Raw genomic sequence first — 16,178 nt, forward strand, 5'->3', positions numbered from 1 at the left:
TGCTGCCATAGAAACCGGGTCTGTCGTTGCGCCCGGAGTCGCCAAAGGTTATAGCAGCCGCGACCGGGCTGTTCCGAAAGACAGCCTCCAAAGATGGAAGATCGATGAGCGTGGCCAGCGAACCCAATAAGACGCCCAACTCCAGTGGCGCCGTGACGAAGACTAAGGACGGTGGCATCGTCGAACTCATCAAGATCATTGTTCATGCTCTGATCATCGCACTTGTGGTGCGCACGGCCCTGTTCCAGCCCTTCAATATTCCTTCGGGCTCGCTGATCCCCACGCTGCTTGTGGGTGACTATGTGATGGTGTCGAAATACAGCTATGGCTGGTCGCGTTACTCGGTGCCCTTGATCTCGGACATTCTGCCGGCGGGCCGCATCTGGTCCGGCGACGGGCCGCAGCGCGGGGACGTCGCCGTCTTCAAGCTGCCCAGCGACAATTCGACCGACTACATCAAGCGCGTGATCGGCCTGCCGGGCGACCATATCCAGATGAAGGAAGGCAGGCTCTACATCAACCAGACGATCGTGCCGCGTGAAGCAGCCAAACCCTTCCAGATGAAGGATTCCTTCGGGCGCGATGTCGACGTGCCGACCTATGTCGAAACGCTGCCCAACGGCGTGAAGCATCGCATCATCGAGGTCAGCGGCGATACGGGCTACTACGACAACACCGAAGAATTCGTGGTGCCGGCAGGCCATTACTTCATGATGGGCGACAACCGCGACAATTCCGACGATTCCCGCGACATGACCAACAGTGGCGTCGGCTATGTGCCGCTCGACAATTTCGTCGGCAAGGCCCAGATCATCTTCTTCTCGGTCGGCGACGGCCCGGAAGACAAGAGCGCCTCCGTGCTCGCCTTCTGGCAATGGCCCTGGACCGTCCGCGGCAGCCGCTTGTTCTCGCTCATCCATTAGGGCGGAGCGCTTTTCGGCAAGCCTCCGCGACCTATGTCGGCCAGTCCGGCAAGATTCTCCGATGGAGAAGCGCATCATCGCGGTGATTCCGGCGGGCTGGACTCGCCTGGGGTGACATTCCTGAGGTTTGGCGTGATATGACAACCCAGGGTGTCGGTTCCTTCCGACAGGCAATTCGATTTTCAAGGTCTGGGTCGTGCTTTACTCGACGAAGGGCGTCCCAGGGCGCAGGTTCAAACTTATCCAATGAGCGTGAAGAAGCCGCCGCTTGAGAGCCTGGAAGCCGCCATCGGTCATGTCTTTGCCGATCGCAGCCTGTTGGAGCGGGCGCTGACCCATATCAGCTTCCTCGAAGGACCCGGGCGCCTGCTAAGCTATCAGAGACTGGAGTTTCTGGGGGACCGGGTGCTTGGACTTGCAGTGGCGGACATGCTCTTCCGCGCCTTTCCGGACGACGAGGAGGGGGCGATGTCGCGCCGCCTTTCCGATCTCGTACGCAAGGAGACCTGTGCGGCCGTGGCTGCCGACTGGGGTGTCGGCCCGCATGTGAAGCTCGGCGTGGGTGAGGCGCAGTCCGGCGGGCGCAAGCGTCTGACGACGCTTGGCGATGTCTGCGAGGCGCTGATCGGCGCCGTCTTCCTCGATGCCGGCTATGAGGCGGCGCGCGCCATGGTGGAGCGTGCCTGGCAGGAGCGCCTGCATGCCCCGATCCGCCCGCCAAGCGATGCCAAGACCGCATTGCAGGAATGGGCGCAGGCAAGGGCGCTGAGGGCGCCGACTTACCGGCTGGTTTCGCGTTCGGGCCCGGATCACAATCCGCGCTTCGTTATCGCCGTCGATGTCGAGACGCAGGTTCCGGCCGAAGGCGAGGGCAAGTCGAAGCGCCTGGCCGAGCAGGCCGCCGCCGCCGCCTTCATGGCGCGCGAGGGCATCGGTCTAGAGGGGAAGGGCTCCTGAATTCCCCGCGCGAGCGTGAAAATCGCTGCTATAGTGAGAAAAATGCCATTCCCGCATTCGATCGGGATGGCCCATGGAAAGTTCAATGAACGATACTCCTGAGACCCGATGTGGCTTCGTCGCACTGATCGGCGCCCCCAATGCCGGCAAGTCGACGCTGATGAACGCCATCGTCGGTGCCAAGCTATCCATCGTCACGCATAAGGTGCAGACCACGCGCGCCATCGTGCGCGGGATCGCCATGAGCGGGACGACGCAACTGATCTTCGTCGACACGCCCGGCATCTTCCAGCCCAGGCGTCGGCTCGACCGCGCCATGGTCACCACCGCCTGGGGTGGGGCCGCGGACGCCGATGCGATCTGCCTCCTGGTCGATGCTCAGCGCGGCCTCGACGAGGGAAACGAGGCCATACTCGCAAAACTCGCCGACACCAGGCAGACCAAGATTCTTATCCTCAACAAGATCGACGCGGTGAAACGCGAGACGCTGCTCGACCTTGCCGCCAGAATCGATGCGAAGCAGAAATTCGCCGCCACCTTCATGATCTCGGCCCTGACCGGCAACGGCGTCGAGGATCTCCTCAACCACCTCGCCGGCATCATGCCGGCGGGTCCCTGGCTCTATCCCGAGGACCAGATCTCCGACGCTCCGCTGCGCTCGCTCGCTGCCGAGATCACCCGTGAGAAGCTCTTCCTGCGTCTGCATGACGAACTGCCCTATGAATCGACGGTCGAGACCACTGACTGGAAGTCGATGAGCGACGGCTCGGCCCGCATCGAGCAGACCATCTATGTCACGCGCGAGGGCCAGAAGAAGATCGTCATCGGCAAGGGCGGCGAGACGATCAAGGCGATCTCGATGGCCGCTCGCAAGGAGATCTCCGCCATGGCGGAAGCGCCGGTGCATCTCTTCCTGTTCGTCAAGGTGCGTGAAAACTGGTCGGATGATCCCGAGCGCTATCGCGAGATGGGCCTGGAATTCCCGGTCGAGAAGCGGTGAAAGCCGCATTGATCTCAGATGGAATGGACGGATAGCGGCTATGTTCTCGGCGTCAGGCGCCACGGGGAATCCAGTGTGATCCTCGAGGCGATGACGCGCGATCACGGCCGTCATCTGGGGCTGGTGAGGGGAGGACGCTCGCGTACGCAGCAACCCGTGCTGCAGCCCGGCAACGCGGTGCAGCTGGTCTGGCGGGCGCGAATCGACGGGCATCTCGGCAATTACGCTGTCGAGGGTCTCACGCTTCATGCGGCTGACTTTCTATCTTCTCGCCTCGCGCTGTTCGCCATGAGCCATGTCGCAGCCTTGGTGCGGCTGCTGCCTGAACGCGATCCCCATCCCGGCTTGCACGAGGCACTGGGACAGGTCATCGAGGTCTTGGCCGATGCCAGCCTGGCGCCTGCCTTGATCGCGCGCTTCGAACTCGAAATCCTCTCCGAGCTTGGTTTCGGGCTCGATTTGAGTGCCTGCGCCGCAACGGGCCGGCAGGACGATCTCATCTATGTCTCGCCGAAATCCGGGCGTGCCGTCAGCCGGGAGGCCGGTGCGCCCTGGCATGACAAGCTGTTGCCCTTGCCCGCCTTCCTGCGCGGAGAGGGTGGCCTGCCCGATGCCGCCGACATTGCCGATGCTCTCAGGCTCACCCAATATTTCCTCGACCGCGACGTCTTCATGCCGCGGGGCCTTGCCATGCCGGAAGGGCGGCGCGTGCTGGTGGAAGCCTTGTCCATGCCGCTGGAAAAGGGTTAATCAATCCTTATTCTGCCCAGATCGTGGGTTACCAGCAGCCAGACGATCATCCAGAGGATGGACCCCGTGACTGTTCCTGTCGTGCGCCTTGTGGCGATTTCCTTTGCTCTGGCTATCGCGCTCCCGGCTGCGCCGGCCCTCGCCGGCTGGCGCGATGGCCCCTATTACACCGACGATGGCTGGGGCGGCGACTACTATCCGCCGGCTCGGGCCTATCGTCCCTATCCCCTCTACCGCGACGAGTATCAGCCCAACTACGGCTATTACCAGCGCCCCTGGGCTGGCCGCCGTCAGGCTTATGCCCCCTATTACGACGAGCCTGACTATTACGGTCCCGACAACCGGGCGCCTGCCGCGCGGCCGCGGGTGATCCGCCCGCCGCGCAATGTCTCCGGGATGCCGGATCAGCCGCGCCGCCTGGCGCCGGTAAAGCCGAAGGTGGCGGGTGTTGGGCCCGAGGTGAAGCCCGCCCCGGCGGTGAAGGCCGATCCTGTCCAGGAGGCAAGGGCGCTTCCTGTGCCGCGGCCGAATCTGGAGATCATGGATTTCGACGCTGCGACGCCGGCAACACCAGCGCCGGCAACACCAGCGCCGGCGGCGCCAACACCTGCTGCGCCGTAGCCACGGGGATACACGCACGCGCGGGAGCTGGTGTGCAGGTCTTCTCAGCCACATCGACTTGAAATCTATGTGGCGGGAAGGGTATGTCCCCGACGACGACGCAGGCAAGATGCCTGTCTGAGGACCGGCACACCAAATGTGCCTTCCTTTCCACGCACTGCTTCCAAGAGTGGCACGGATTCTCGCGCCCCCGCCGACCTCACACCGGTACTTTCATTCTCGCCACATACAGCGCCAGCACGGCGGCATTGGAGACGTTCAGGCTCTTGATCGCGCCCGGCATGTCGAGCCGCGCGAGGGCATCGCACAGCGAGCGCGTGCGCTGCCGCAAGCCCTTGCCTTCGGCCCCGAGCACCAGGGCCAGGGGGCCGTGGAAATCAGTGCCCTCCAGCGTGGCCGGACCTTCGGAATCGAGGCCGATTCGTATCACCCCGCTCGTGCCCATCTCGTCCAGCGTATCGCCGAGATTGCGCACTGAGACCACCGGCACATGTTCGAGCCCGCCGGAGGCCGATTTCGCCAGCACGCCCGTGGCTGCGGGCGAATGGCGCTCGGTTGTGATGATCGCGGCCACCTTGAAGGCCGATGCCGAGCGGATGATGGCGCCGACATTGTGCGGGTCGGTGATCTGGTCGAGCACCAGCACGATATCGTTGGGGCCGAGATCGCCGAAGGCGGGGGCGGGCAGGGGAGCGGTTTCAAGATAGAGCCCCTGGTGGATCGAATCGGGCGTCAGCAGACGGTCGATCTCGGCAGGACGCACGATCTCGGGCTTGATTCGGGTCGACACGTTTTCTTCGGCAAGGCGCTTCAGCGCATTTTCGGTCGCGAGCAGACGCTTGAGCTTGCGGACCGGATTCTGCAGGGCCTCGCGCACGGGATGCCAGCCATAGATAACCACCGTGTCCAGCGTTGCCTGCTCCGCATAGCCCCGATGGTGGCCGCGATGGCCCCTGCGATCCCTGTCGTTCATCTCTTTCTCCGTACCGAGGAGAGCCCATTGCACGGCTGGCGCCGCAAAAAAAGCCCTGTCACGCACGAAGTGCAGAAAGTCACGGGCAAACGTCGCCTTTTGGGTTGACAGGTCTCTTTCCCCTCACCATAACGGCGCCCTCAAACGAAGCGGTCGCGCCACTCGATCGCTTCGGTTTCGCAACGGCCTTACAGCGTTGCGGAAGGACGTGCTGGAAGGGTGCCCGAGTGGTTAAAGGGGACGGACTGTAAATCCGTTGGCTCAGCCTACGTTGGTTCGAATCCAACCCCTTCCACCAACGTCCACTGTCTGTTTGGAGTGCGGGTGTAGCTCAATGGTAGAGCAGCAGCCTTCCAAGCTGAATACGAGGGTTCGATTCCCTCCACCCGCTCCAACCCTTTCCGGTCTGAATTCGAGCAGGGACACGATTTAGCGCCATTCTTTTCTTGCGCGCCGCTCCAAAAACCCCTATCGACCCGCCCGATATTTCGCACCGGCGAAATACCCAATCCTCCAATGCTGGAAACGGGGCTATGGCCAAAGAGAAATTTGAACGCAACAAGCCGCACTGCAACATCGGCACGATTGGTCACGTTGACCATGGCAAGACGTCGCTGACGGCAGCGATCACGAAGGTTCTTGCCGAGACGGGCGGTGCGACGTTCACGGCGTATGACCAGATCGACAAGGCTCCGGAAGAGAAGGCGCGCGGCATCACGATCTCGACGGCGCATGTGGAGTATGAGACGAAGAACCGTCATTATGCGCATGTGGACTGCCCCGGGCATGCGGATTATGTGAAGAACATGATCACGGGCGCGGCGCAGATGGACGGTGCGATCCTGGTTGTGTCTGCGGCGGACGGTCCGATGCCGCAGACGCGCGAGCACATTCTTCTGGCGCGCCAGGTTGGCGTTCCGGCGCTGGTGGTGTTCCTGAACAAGGTGGACATGGTCGACGATCCGGAGCTTCTGGAGCTGGTCGAGCTTGAGGTTCGCGAGCTATTGTCGAAGTACGAGTTCCCGGGCGACGACATTCCGATCACCAAGGGCTCGGCGCTGATGGCGCTGGAGAACAAGTCTCCGGAGATCGGGCATGACGCGATCCTGGCGCTGATGAAGACGGTTGACGACTACATCCCGCAGCCCGAGCGTCCGATCGACCAGCCCTTCCTGATGCCGGTCGAGGACGTGTTCTCGATCTCGGGGCGCGGCACGGTGGTGACGGGGCGCGTGGAGCGCGGCATCGTGAAGGTCGGCGAGGAAGTCGAGATCGTCGGCATCCGTGCGACGCAGAAGACGACGGTGACGGGCGTTGAGATGTTCCGCAAGCTTCTGGACCAGGGCCAGGCGGGCGACAACATCGGTGCGCTGCTGCGCGGCACCAAGCGCGAGGACGTGGAGCGCGGCCAGGTTCTGTGCAAGCCGGGTTCGGTGAAGCCGCACACCAAGTTCAAGGCCGAGGCCTACATCCTGACCAAGGAAGAGGGCGGTCGCCACACGCCGTTCTTCGGCAACTACCGTCCGCAGTTCTACTTCCGGACCACGGACGTGACGGGCATCGTGACGTTGCCGGAAGGCACGGAGATGGTGATGCCGGGGGACAACATCGCCATGACGGTGAGCCTGATCGTGCCGATCGCCATGGAAGAGAAGCTGCGCTTCGCCATCCGTGAAGGCGGCCGCACCGTCGGCGCCGGCGTCGTCGCCGCCATCATCGAGTAAGATTCGGCAACTCTTGTCGATTGCAGACCGGCGCGGGCGAAGACCGCGCCGGTTTTGTTTGGGGGGTCTTCAGACCCGCCTGGAAAGCGCACATATCTGGGCCAGAATCCGGGTCTGAAGGCCCGCCCGCCGATTTTCGAGGAGGCTCTCATGATCGTCGTCACCACCAATGACCTTGCCGGCTATCGTATCACCAGGCATTTCGGCGTCGTGCGCGGCATCACCGTGCGCTCGCGCAGCGTGATCGGCAATCTCGGCGGGGCCATCCAGTCGGTCTTCGGCGGCAAGCTTTCGGTCTATACCAACCTGGCCGAGACGGCGCGCCAGGAGGCCTACGAGCTGCTGGTGCGGCACGCGCAGGACCTGGGCGCCAATGCCGTGATCGCCATGCGCTACGACGCCAACGAGATCATGGACGGCATAACCGAAGTGCTTGCCTATGGCTCGGCGGTGCAGGTGGAGCCTATCCAGACCTAAGCTGGGAGCGCGGACGTCTCGTCCGCTCTTGAAACGAAGCGTGGCTAACAAGGGCGTGGCGTTTGTTCCAAAGGCGGCGCTTCACTCTCGAGCCAGACCGCCTAAAGAGCGGACGAGACGTCCGCGCTCCCGGCGATTTTTTTACGCAGGCACCCCCATCTACGGGATTGCGTCAAATCGTTTGCGCGGCTATGTAAGCGCCGCGCTGTTAATGCGTAGGAGTATAGCTCAGCTGGTAGAGCGACGGTCTCCAAAACCGTAGGTCGTAGGTTCGATCCCTACTGCTCCTGCCAATTCACGCGGATGAGGCGATCAGCTTTTTTCGCTCTGTCATGCAAGCCGAGGGATGGGGCTTCGCCGCACCCTCGGTTTTGTGTTGGCAAATTAGAATTCAGGCCCGGCCTTGCTTTTGCGGGGCGGGATTTCGAAATGAGTACCGAGGGCCGTTGGTCCCGGTCGAGGCGGTAGAGAACGATGGCAAAGACGACTCCATTGGAGTTCCTGCGGCAGGTTCGCAATGAAACGAACAAGGTCACCTGGCCCACCCGCCGGGAAACCTTGATCACGGCCCTTATGGTCTTCGTCTTCGTGATCATCATGGCGATCTTCTTTTCGGTCGCCGATACGCTGATGCACGCCGCCGTCGGCTTTATTCTCACCCTGGGCCGTTAGGAAAGATCCATGGCCAAGCGTTGGTATATCGTTCACGCCTATTCGAACTTTGAGAACAAGGTCGCCCAGTCGATCCGCGAGCAGGTTGCCCAGCGCGGGCTGCAGGACCTGTTCGAGGAGATCCTGGTGCCGACCGAGAAGGTCGTCGAGGTTCGCCGTGGCCGCAAGGTCGACACCGAGCGCAAGTTCTTCCCAGGTTATGTGCTGGTGAAATGCGACCTGACGGATGAGGTGCATCACCTCATCAAGAATACGCCGAAGGTTACCGGCTTCCTTGGCGCCGACAAGGCCAAGCCCGCGCCGATTCCGGACCGCGAGGCCGAGCGCATCAAGGGACAGGTCGCCGACGGCGTCGAGCGGCCCAAGCCCTCCGTCAGCTTCGAGGTTGGCGAGCAGGTCAAGGTCGCGGACGGTCCGTTCGCATCCTTCAACGGCATCGTCGAGGAAGTCGACGAGGGCCGCGCCCGCCTCAAGGTGGCGGTTTCCATTTTCGGCCGGGCCACCCCGGTCGAACTCGAATACGGGCAGGTCGAAAAGGTCTGATCCGTACGCGGGAGGGGACTTCAGGCTGGTCGCCGCCTGAACGAACCGAACCGCGAAACTCCGGCCGCTTCGGCGGTCTCTGGCCATCATCGTGATGGCTGTTAACCGCGGGGCAACCCGCACAGGAGCAACAAATGGCGAAGAAAATTACGGGCTACGTCAAGCTTCAGGTTCCGGCCGGCGCCGCGAACCCGTCGCCGCCCATCGGCCCCGCGCTCGGTCAGCGCGGTCTGAACATCATGGAATTCTGCAAGGCCTTCAATGCGAGGACCGCGCAGATGACCAAGGGCATGCCGATCCCGGTCATCATCACGGCCTATCAGGACCGTTCCTTCACCTTCGAACTCAAGCTGCCGCCCGTCTCCTATTGGGTCAAGGAAGCTGCCGGCATCAAGTCCGGTTCCCAGACCCCCGGCAAGGGCGCCAAGGCCGGCAAGATCACGATGGCTCAGATTCGTGAGATCGCCGAGAAGAAGCTGCCCGACCTCAATACGGATTCGGTTGAGTCGGCCATGGCCATGGTGAAGGGTTCCGCCCAGTCTATGGGCCTCGAGATCGTCGGGTGATATGATGTCTACTAACGGAAAGCGTATTCGCGCGGCCAAGGAAGGCATTGACCGCATCAAGTTGTACGGCCTCGACGAGGCGGTCGCTCTCGTCAAGGAGCGCGCCAAGGCCAAGTTCGACGAGACCGTCGAGATCGCCATGAACCTCGGTGTCGACCCGCGCCATGCCGACCAGATGGTCCGCGGCGTGTGCAACCTGCCGAACGGTTCGGGCCGTACCCTGCGCGTGGCCGTGTTCGCCCGTGGCGCCAAGGCTGATGAAGCCCGCGCCGCCGGTGCCGACGTGGTGGGCGCCGAGGATCTCGTCGAGATCGTCAATGGCGGCAAGATCGACTTCGATCGCTGCATCGCCACTCCGGACATGATGCCGCTGGTCGGCCGCCTTGGTAAGGTGCTCGGCCCGCGCGGCATGATGCCGAACCCGAAGGTCGGCACCGTGACCATGGACGTCACCTCGGCGGTGAAGGCTTCGAAGGGCGGCTCGGTCGAGTTCCGCGTCGAGAAGGCCGGCATCGTGCACGGCGCCGTGGGCAAGGCCTCCTTCTCGGCCGACAAGCTCGCCGAGAACATCAAGGCTTTCGCCGACGCCGTGCTCAAAGCCAAGCCGACCGGCGCCAAGGGCACCTATGTCCAGCGCGTTGCCCTGTCTTCGACCATGGGCCCGGGCGTGAAGATCGATCCGGCCTCGGTTCTGAGCGCCTGATCCATCTGATCAGTTGAAATACAGAGCCCCGCCGAAGCTGTTTCGGCGGGGCTTTTTGCTGGGAGCGCAGACACCATGTCCTCGCTGCTGATGTACCTCACTCCGTTTTGCCTGCCTCGCCCAATGGAAGAGGCCGTGCAGGAGGGGGCATCATCGATGCAGCGCCGTTGATGCATCGAGGCCGCGCGCCCGACCTCAGATCCGGGGGCGGACGACGGTGGACCTTGATAAGATAGCGCGGAGTTCTTATTTGGAATGGGTGAGCCAAAGCGCTTCGAAGACGTCGCGAAAAAGTGACACTGGTACCAAAATTCCCTCTTGGCATTCCGGCTCCGAGGGACTATATCGCGCTTCTCACTGGACTGATCAAAGGTTCATGAACCTGGGATGTGTAAACAGCCCGGGATTTTTGCTGTCCGGAGAAATCCGGATGGCTGACTGGTCGAAAGGGTTTTCGAACCCGGACGGCCATGTCCTGTCCGAGACTGCAGGCGCGGGGAAACCCGCTTAATTGCCAGCGAGATGCCCTCAAAAGCTCTCCTTTTGGCCTGCATAGACGGGGAAGACCGGTTTTCGGTATCCGCCTCGCGGTTGCCTCGTGAATTGGTTCGATCCGACGCACCTGTCATCGGGGCATGTGTCATATTGACGCATGCTCGCTTGCCGGGGGACAGGCACTCAAACGTCGTCTTCAACGGCCCGGTTCGCCGGACGCTCGCGAAGGCGGCAAGTGCAACGGTCAGCATTCTCGTGTCACGAAATGCTGCAACCGGAGAGAGCAACGTGGAAAGAGCGGAAAAGCAGGAGTTCATCGGCTTTCTCCAGGAGGTCTTCTCGACCACTGGGGTTGTCGTCGTGGCTCACTACTCCGGCCTGACCGTCGCCCAGATGCAGAACCTGCGCAAGCAGATGAAGCAGGCTGGCGCGACTGTGAAGGTCGCCAAGAACCGCCTCGCCAAGATCGCTCTCGATGGCACGGATGTGGCTTCCATCGCGCCTCTTCTGAAGGGGCCGACCCTGATCGCTTATTCCAGCGATCCGGTGGCTGCACCGAAGGTCGCCGTCGACTTCGCCAAGGGCAACGAGAAATTCGTGATCCTCGGCGGCGCGATGGGCAAGACCTCTCTGAACCAGGATGGTGTCAAGGCGCTCGCGACCTTGCCGTCTCTGGACGAACTGCGCGCCAAGCTCGTCGGCCTCATCCAGGCCCCGGGCACCAAGATCGCTCAGGTCGTCAACGCACCGGCTGCCAAGCTGGCCCGCGTGTTCGGAGCCTATGCCAAACGAGACGAAGCGGCGTAAGGCCGTTCGCAATCCGATAAACCGGTACGAACCAAACAAGGATTATGGACAATGTCCAAGATTGAAAAGATCGTTGATGACCTCTCGAGCCTGACCGTGCTCGAGGCCGCCGAGCTCGCCAAGGCTCTGGAAGAGAAGTGGGGCGTTTCGGCTGCTGCTGCCGTCGCCGTGGCCGCTCCGGCTGGTGGTGGCGCTGCTGCCGCCGCTCCGGCTGAAGTCCAGACCGAGTTCACGGTCGTTCTCGCCGCCATCGGCGACAAGAAGATCGAAGTCATCAAGGAAGTCCGCGCCATCACGGGCCTCGGCCTCAAGGAAGCCAAGGACCTCGTCGAAGCTGCTCCGAAGCCGGTCAAGGAAGCCGTGTCCAAGGAAGAAGCCGACAAGATCAAGGCGACCCTCGAGAAGGTCGGCGCCAAGGTCGAGCTCAAGTAATCGAGCTTGTGTCAGGCGTTACCGGCTCCGGGGGTTTTCCCCGGGGCCTTTTCGGCGTTTTGGGCCAGACCTCGTTTGGATTTGGACCGGAATGCCGGGGCGGCGGACCCGAGGACCTCGAGGCTCCAAGGTGGAGTTCGGGGTTTTCCGGTCCGCCGCAAAAACGGCGAAGGGCCGGCTTGCCGGCTGACGATTTAGCGATGCAGCGCACCCGCGATGCGTCGCCGGGCCGGGAAGGGCTCTTTCCCCTCTCTGCCAATGCAAATGCCTGCGATGCCGGACCCTCCCACCGGGATTGCATTAGAGGACGAGGACCACATGGCTCAGACGACCACTGCCCGCAAGCGCGTCCGCCGGTTTTTCGGAAAAATCCGCGAAGTCGCGACGATGCCGAACCTGATCGAGGTTCAGAAGGCTTCCTACGATCAATTTCTCCAGGTCGAGGAGCCCGAAGGCGGGCGGACGGACGAGGGATTGCAGACCGTCTTCAAGTCGGTCTTCCCGATCTCGGACTTCTCCAACAAGGCAATGCTCGAATTCGTCAAGTACGAGTTCGAGGCGCCCAAATATGACGTCGACGAGTGCCGCCAGCGCGGCATGACCTTTGCCGCGCCGCTCAAGGTGACGCTGCGCCTCATCGTGTTCGATGTCGACGAGGAAACTGGCGCCCGCTCCGTGAAGGATATCAAGGAGCAGGACGTGTACATGGGCGACATGCCGCTCATGACCATGAACGGCACCTTCATCGTCAACGGCACCGAGCGCGTCATCGTCTCGCAGATGCACCGTTCGCCGGGCGTGTTCTTCGACCACGACAAGGGCAAGACCCATTCTTCGGGCAAGCTCCTGTTCGCCGCGCGCATCATCCCCTATCGCGGTTCCTGGCTCGACATCGAGTTCGACGCCAAGGACATCGTGCATGCGCGCATCGACCGCCGCCGCAAGATCCCGGTCTCCTCGCTGCTCTTTGCCCTCGGCATGGACGGCGAAGAGATCCTGTCGACCTTCTACAACTCGATCACCTATGTCCGAGACAAGGCTGGCTGGCGCGTTCCCTATGACTGGAACCGCCTGAAGGGCGTCAAGCCCTCGATCGACCTCGTCGACGCCGATACCGGCGAAGTCGTGGTGGAAGCCGGCAAGAAGCTCACTGCCCGTTCCGCGCGTGCCCTGGCCGACAAGGGCCTCAAGGCGCTGCGCGTGACCGACGAGGATCTGGTGGGGCGCTACGTCTCCGAGGACATCGTCAACGTCTCGACGGGCGAGATCTATCTGGAGGCTGGCGACGAGCTCACCGAGAAGAACCTCAAATTGCTTGGCGACGAGGGCTTCCACGAGATTCCGGTGCTCGACATCGACCACGTCACCGTGGGTGCCTATATCCGCAACACCCTGGCGGTCGACAAGAACAACTCGCGCGAAGAGGCTCTCTTCGACATCTACCGCGTGATGCGTCCGGGCGAGCCGCCGACTATCGATTCAGCCGAAGCGATGTTCCAGTCGCTGTTCTTCGATTCGGAGCGTTACGATCTCTCCTCGGTCGGCCGCGTCAAGATGAACATGCGCCTCGACCTCGACGCCGAGGATACCGTCCGCGTACTGCGCAAGGACGACATCCTGGCGGTGGTGAAAACGCTGGTCGACCTGCGCGACGGCAAGGGCGAGATCGACGACATCGACCATCTCGGCAATCGCCGTGTACGTTCGGTCGGCGAGCTGATGGAGAATCAGTATCGCGTCGGACTGCTTCGCATGGAGCGTGCCATCAAGGAGCGCATGTCCTCGGTCGACGTCGACACGGTCATGCCGCAGGATCTGATCAACGCCAAGCCAGCGGCTGCGGCCGTGCGCGAGTTCTTCGGTTCCTCGCAGCTCTCGCAGTTCATGGACCAGACCAACCCGCTCTCGGAGATCACCCACAAGCGCCGTCTTTCGGCCCTTGGCCCGGGTGGTCTGACCCGCGAGCGTGCGGGCTTCGAGGTGCGCGACGTCCACCCGACGCATTACGGCCGCATCTGCCCGATCGAGACGCCGGAAGGCCCGAATATCGGTCTGATCAACTCGCTGGCCACCTTCGCCCGTGTCAACAAGTACGGCTTCATCGAGGCGCCCTATCGTCGCGTCCGCGACGGCAAGGTCACGCCCGAGGTCGTCTATCTGTCGGCGATGGAAGAGGGCAAGTACTACGTCGCACAGGCGAACATCCCGCTCGACAAGGATGGCCGCCTGACCGAGGACTTCGTGGTCTGCCGCCATGCCGGCGACGTGCTGATGGTCGCGCCCGAGCGCGTCGACTATATGGACGTCTCGCCCAAGCAGCTCGTTTCGGTTGCCGCCGCCCTCATTCCCTTCATCGAGAATGACGACGCCAACCGTGCGCTGATGGGTGCGAACATGCAGCGCCAGGCCGTGCCTTTGGTGCGCGCCGATGCGCCGTTCGTCGGCACCGGCATGGAAAGCGTGGTGGCCCGAGACTCCGGCGCCGCGATTGCTGCCCGCCGCACCGGCGTGGTCGACCAGATCGACGCGACCCGTATCGTCATCCGCGCCACGGCCGATCTCGATCCGACCCAGTCGGGCGTCGACATCTACCGCTTGATGAAGTTCCAGCGCTCCAACCAGTCGACCTGCATCACGCAGAAGCCGCTGGTGCGCGTGGGCGACATCGTCAAGAAGGGTGACATCATCGCTGACGGTCCTTCGACCGAACTCGGCGAGCTGGCGCTCGGCCGCAACGTCCTCGTCGCCTTCATGCCCTGGAACGGCTACAACTTCGAAGATTCCATCCTCCTTTCCGAGAACATCGCAAAGGAAGACGTCTTCACGTCGATTCACATCGACGAGTTCGAAGTGATGGCCCGCGACACCAAGCTGGGTCCGGAGGAGATCACGCGCGACATTCCGAACGTCTCGGAAGAGGCGCTGAAGAACCTGGACGAAGCTGGCATCGTCTATATCGGTGCCGAGGTGCAGGCTGGCGACATCCTGGTCGGCAAGATCACGCCCAAGGGCGAAAGCCCGATGACGCCGGAAGAAAAGCTCCTGCGCGCCATCTTCGGCGAGAAGGCCTCCGACGTGCGGGATACCTCGCTGCGCGTTCCCCCGGGCGTTACCGGCACCATCGTCGAAGTGCGCGTGTTCAACCGCCATGGCGTCGACAAGGACGAGCGCGCCCAGGCGATCGAGCGCGAGGAAATCGAACGCCTCGCCAAGGACCGTGACGACGAGCAGGCGATCCTGGACCGCAACGTCTATCAGCGCCTGCTCGAGATCCTCGACGGCAAGGCGGCGATCGGTGGGCCGAAAGGCTTCAAGAAGGAGACGGTGCTTTCTGCCGACATCATGCAGGAATATCCGCGCTCCCAGTGGTGGAACTTCGCGGTGGCCGACGACGCTCTGATGAGCGAGATCGAAGCCATGCGCAAGCAGTACGACGAGTCCAAGAAGCGCCTTGAACAGCGCTTCCTCGACAAGGTCGAGAAGCTGCAGCGCGGCGACGAACTGCCTCCGGGCGTGATGAAGATGGTCAAGGTCTTCGTCGCGGTGAAGCGCAAGATCCAGCCGGGTGACAAGATGGCCGGCCGTCATGGCAACAAGGGTGTCGTGTCGCGCATCATGCCGATCGAGGACATGCCGTTCCTCGAGGACGGCACGCCGGTCGATATCGTGCTCAACCCGCTCGGCGTGCCGAGTCGCATGAATGTCGGTCAGATCCTCGAAACCCATCTGGGATGGGCGGCGGCCGGTCTGGGCAAGCTCGTGGGCGATGCCATCGATGCGTATAGGAAGGGCAAGGGTGTCAAGCAGCTGAAGGGCACGCTCGACAGGATCTACGGCGCCAACGAGGAAATCGAAGGCATGGACGAGCGCGAGCTCGTCGACATGTCCTCGACGCTCCGCCGCGGCGTGCCGATCGCAACCCCGGTCTTCGATGGCGCGAAGGAAAGCGACATCGTCGACTTCCTGAAGATGTCCGGCCACGACGCCTCGGGCCAGGTGCAGCTCTATGACGGCCGCACGGGCGATCCCTTCGATCGCAAGGTGACTGTCGGCTACATCTACATGCTGAAGCTGCACCATCTGGTCGACGACAAGATCCATGCCCGTTCGATCGGTCCGTACTCGCTGGTCACGCAGCAGCCGCTGGGTGGCAAGGCGCAGTTCGGCGGCCAGCGCTTCGGCGAAATGGAGGTGTGGGCGCTCGAAGCCTATGGCGCGGCGTACACGCTGCAGGAAATGCTCACCGTCAAGTCGGACGACGTTGCCGGCCGCACCAAGGTCTACGAGGCCATCGTGCGCGGCGACGACACCTTCGAGGCGGGCATTCCAGAATCGTTCAACGTGCTGGTCAAGGAGATGCGCTCGCTCGGCCTCAACGTCGAGCTCACCGGCCTGCGCAACGCCGACCAGATGCTGCCGCCGGCGGAAGCTGCCGAGTAAGACTTGGGGGGCTGGTCTTCAGACCGGCCCGTCCCTCATTTGACGCGACGAGGCGGGTCCGAGGACCCGCCCCCCAACAGATTTCATCAGCGCGG

General features: G+C 62.6%; 15 protein-coding genes and 3 tRNA genes. 17 read left to right on the forward strand and 1 reads right to left on the reverse strand.

The features are described from left to right. Positions 1 to 104: 104 nt before the first annotated feature. The 5 genes from lepB (at position 105) to ACMDCR_RS13985 (ending at position 4,251) form a co-directional block, all read left to right on the forward strand. Positions 105 to 923, forward strand: coding sequence for a signal peptidase I (gene lepB / locus ACMDCR_RS13965; RefSeq protein WP_413993102.1), 819 nt, complete (start codon positions 105 to 107; stop codon positions 921 to 923). Positions 924 to 1,169: 246 nt separating this feature from the next. Next, the gene (gene rnc, locus ACMDCR_RS13970) at positions 1,170 to 1,880 is read left to right on the forward strand and encodes a ribonuclease III (RefSeq protein WP_413993103.1); all 711 of its coding nucleotides are present in this window, start codon (positions 1,170 to 1,172) and stop codon (positions 1,878 to 1,880) included. Positions 1,881 to 1,965: 85 nt separating this feature from the next. Next, a complete protein-coding gene (era, locus tag ACMDCR_RS13975) occupies positions 1,966 to 2,880 on the forward strand; it encodes a GTPase Era (protein ID WP_413993104.1) in 915 nt (304 codons plus the stop codon). An 18-nt stretch (positions 2,881 to 2,898) separates the two neighbouring features. Next, positions 2,899 to 3,630 carry a DNA repair protein RecO gene (gene recO, locus ACMDCR_RS13980; RefSeq protein WP_413993105.1) on the forward strand — a complete coding sequence of 244 codons (732 nt, stop codon included), beginning with the start codon at positions 2,899 to 2,901 and terminating at the stop codon, positions 3,628 to 3,630. A 66-nt stretch (positions 3,631 to 3,696) separates the two neighbouring features. Next, positions 3,697 to 4,251, forward strand: coding sequence for a hypothetical protein (locus tag ACMDCR_RS13985; protein ID WP_413993106.1), 555 nt, complete (start codon positions 3,697 to 3,699; stop codon positions 4,249 to 4,251). Positions 4,252 to 4,450: 199 nt separating this feature from the next. Here ACMDCR_RS13985 and ACMDCR_RS13990 read toward each other — a convergent pair whose 3' ends face one another. After that, a complete protein-coding gene (locus ACMDCR_RS13990) occupies positions 4,451 to 5,224 on the reverse strand; it encodes a TrmH family RNA methyltransferase (protein ID WP_413993107.1) in 774 nt (257 codons plus the stop codon). A 213-nt stretch (positions 5,225 to 5,437) separates the two neighbouring features. Between ACMDCR_RS13990 and ACMDCR_RS13995 the strand changes: the two genes are divergently transcribed. The 12 genes from ACMDCR_RS13995 (at position 5,438) to rpoB (ending at position 16,083) form a co-directional block, all read left to right on the forward strand. Then, a tRNA-Tyr gene (locus ACMDCR_RS13995) sits at positions 5,438 to 5,522 on the forward strand. Positions 5,523 to 5,544: 22 nt separating this feature from the next. Further along, a tRNA-Gly gene (locus ACMDCR_RS14000) sits at positions 5,545 to 5,618 on the forward strand. A gap of 139 nt (positions 5,619 to 5,757) precedes the next feature. After that, the gene (tuf, locus tag ACMDCR_RS14005) at positions 5,758 to 6,948 is read left to right on the forward strand and encodes an elongation factor Tu (RefSeq protein ID WP_284317121.1); all 1,191 of its coding nucleotides are present in this window, start codon (positions 5,758 to 5,760) and stop codon (positions 6,946 to 6,948) included. Between the two features lie 150 nt (positions 6,949 to 7,098). Then, the gene (locus tag ACMDCR_RS14010; RefSeq protein WP_413993108.1) at positions 7,099 to 7,425 is read left to right on the forward strand and encodes a YbjQ family protein; all 327 of its coding nucleotides are present in this window, start codon (positions 7,099 to 7,101) and stop codon (positions 7,423 to 7,425) included. Positions 7,426 to 7,642: 217 nt separating this feature from the next. Beyond that, positions 7,643 to 7,718 (forward strand) — tRNA-Trp (locus ACMDCR_RS14015). Between the two features lie 181 nt (positions 7,719 to 7,899). Then, positions 7,900 to 8,097: a preprotein translocase subunit SecE gene (gene secE, locus ACMDCR_RS14020; RefSeq protein WP_284316716.1), complete on the forward strand. Its 198-nt coding sequence runs from the start codon at positions 7,900 to 7,902 to the stop codon at positions 8,095 to 8,097. Between the two features lie 9 nt (positions 8,098 to 8,106). Beyond that, the gene (nusG, locus tag ACMDCR_RS14025; RefSeq protein ID WP_284316717.1) at positions 8,107 to 8,640 is read left to right on the forward strand and encodes a transcription termination/antitermination protein NusG; all 534 of its coding nucleotides are present in this window, start codon (positions 8,107 to 8,109) and stop codon (positions 8,638 to 8,640) included. 134 nt (positions 8,641 to 8,774) lie between these two features. Continuing rightward, on the forward strand, positions 8,775 to 9,206 hold the full coding sequence (gene rplK, locus ACMDCR_RS14030) for a 50S ribosomal protein L11 (protein ID WP_413993109.1): 432 nt from the start codon (positions 8,775 to 8,777) through the stop codon (positions 9,204 to 9,206). 4 nt (positions 9,207 to 9,210) lie between these two features. After that, positions 9,211 to 9,909, forward strand: coding sequence for a 50S ribosomal protein L1 (gene rplA, locus ACMDCR_RS14035; RefSeq protein ID WP_413993616.1), 699 nt, complete (start codon positions 9,211 to 9,213; stop codon positions 9,907 to 9,909). A gap of 783 nt (positions 9,910 to 10,692) precedes the next feature. Further along, positions 10,693 to 11,211: a 50S ribosomal protein L10 gene (rplJ, locus tag ACMDCR_RS14040; protein ID WP_413993110.1), complete on the forward strand. Its 519-nt coding sequence runs from the start codon at positions 10,693 to 10,695 to the stop codon at positions 11,209 to 11,211. A 51-nt stretch (positions 11,212 to 11,262) separates the two neighbouring features. Then, positions 11,263 to 11,643, forward strand: a complete 381-nt coding sequence (gene rplL, locus ACMDCR_RS14045; protein WP_284316722.1) for a 50S ribosomal protein L7/L12 — start codon at positions 11,263 to 11,265, stop codon at positions 11,641 to 11,643. Between the two features lie 318 nt (positions 11,644 to 11,961). Beyond that, positions 11,962 to 16,083 (forward strand): DNA-directed RNA polymerase subunit beta, encoded by a 4,122-nt coding sequence (gene rpoB, locus ACMDCR_RS14050; RefSeq protein WP_413993111.1) that lies wholly within the window; start codon positions 11,962 to 11,964, stop codon positions 16,081 to 16,083. Positions 16,084 to 16,178: the final 95 nt, after the last annotated feature.

The sequence above is a fragment of the Labrys okinawensis genome (assembly GCF_047345005.1).
Classification (GTDB): Bacteria; Pseudomonadota; Alphaproteobacteria; order Rhizobiales; family Labraceae; genus Labrys; species Labrys okinawensis.